This window comes from Companilactobacillus halodurans (assembly GCF_009600985.1).
Taxonomy (GTDB): Bacteria; Bacillota; Bacilli; order Lactobacillales; family Lactobacillaceae; genus Companilactobacillus; species Companilactobacillus halodurans.
In genome coordinates, this window is the sequence record NZ_VDFP01000127.1 from 1 (window position 1) to 1,437 (window position 1,437).

Annotated in this window: 2 protein-coding genes; both read left to right on the plus strand. The window is 33.8% G+C overall.

Annotated elements, in window-relative coordinates; all coding sequences use genetic code 11:
* A partial coding sequence (locus tag FHL06_RS12970) for a helix-turn-helix domain-containing protein (protein WP_337692576.1) occupies positions 1-535 on the plus strand: 535 nt, incomplete at its 5' end.
* A 20-nt stretch (positions 536-555) separates the two neighbouring features.
* Entirely contained in the window at positions 556-1,407 is an 852-nt protein-coding gene (locus tag FHL06_RS12975) for an IS3 family transposase (protein WP_238334050.1), read from the plus strand.
* Positions 1,408-1,437 lie beyond the last annotated feature (30 nt).

A 1,437-nucleotide genomic window follows, 5' to 3' on the forward strand; every position in this document is an offset into this window, starting at 1 on the left:
TGAAGTGAACCCTCCTAGTTGGAGTAATCCAACGGGAGGGTTTTCTTTGTTTTCAAAAGATATTAAATTGGCTTGTATAACAGATGTTAATAATGGGTTGCCTATTGTACAAGCTATGAAAAAATATGATATTAGAGGAACGGCAACTATTTATCAATGGATGTATGCATATCAACGCTTTGGCGTTGATGGATTAATTCCTTTCAGAAATGGGAGGACAATTCATGACTATTCGTTTAAAATTATGGTAATTACTTGGCGAATAGATAATAGTGAATCTTATCCTTCAACTGCTAAGCACTTTGATATCAAGGCACCAGCAACCATTTGGCAGTGGGAGAAATCATTAATATCTGGACGTCTTAAACCACAAATAGGACGGTTTGATATTATGTCTGAAAATAATAAAGATAGAAAATTAAAAGAATTAGAAGCTGAAAACGAACGATTAAGGGTCAAGGTAGCTTACTTGGAAAAATTAAAAGCCTTAACTCAAAAGAATCCGAAATCACCAACCAACAAAAAGCACAGATAATAAGTGAGTTAAGGCTTGAATTGAAAATAAGACTTTCAATTATTTTGGAAGTAGTTGGAATGTCTAGTAGTAGTTATCATTACTCCCATAATCATATCTATGGTCGTAATAGAAAATCAGAAGAGCTCGTTCAAAAGATAAAAGATATTCGTGAAAAGAATATCGATTACGGATATCGAACTGTTACATCTGCTCTTAGAAATATGGGAATCATTGTAAACCATAAGGCTGTTCTAAGAATCATGAGAAAGAATGATCTACTTTGTCATGCCTATGAACGAAAAACCAGAAAATTGAATACTTATAAAGGTTCAGTTGGCAAAGTGGCTAAAAATATTTTGAACCGTAGATTTAAAACTGACAGACCTTTTCAAAAAATAGTAACAGATGTCACTGAGGTTCGTTGGGGGAATGAAACAAGAGAAGAACGAGCATATTTTACTGCATTTATCGATATATACAGTGGTGAAATCATTACTTGGAATATTGGATTAAAAGCAGATATGAACTTTGTAATGAAGCCTTTAGAAGAATTAATAGCTATGCGGCCACAACTAAACTACAGAATGATGATCCATTCAGATCAAGGATTCCATTACCAAAATAACGTATATGTACAAAGTTTAAAGAAAAACCGCATCATCCAAAGCATGAGTCGCAAAGCGACATGCTTAGATAATGCGGTAGCTGAAAGTGTGTTTCATATTTTAAAGATAGGAACGACACATAATTTTGATTATGAAACATATGAAGATTTAAGAAAAGGCATTGAGGAATATGTATATTACTATAACAACAAAAGGATAAGGACAAAATTGGCCGGAAAGACACCGGTAGAATACCGGAATCTTTCCGACCAACTGATTGCCTAAAATAAACTCCAATTAATGGGGTTCACTTCA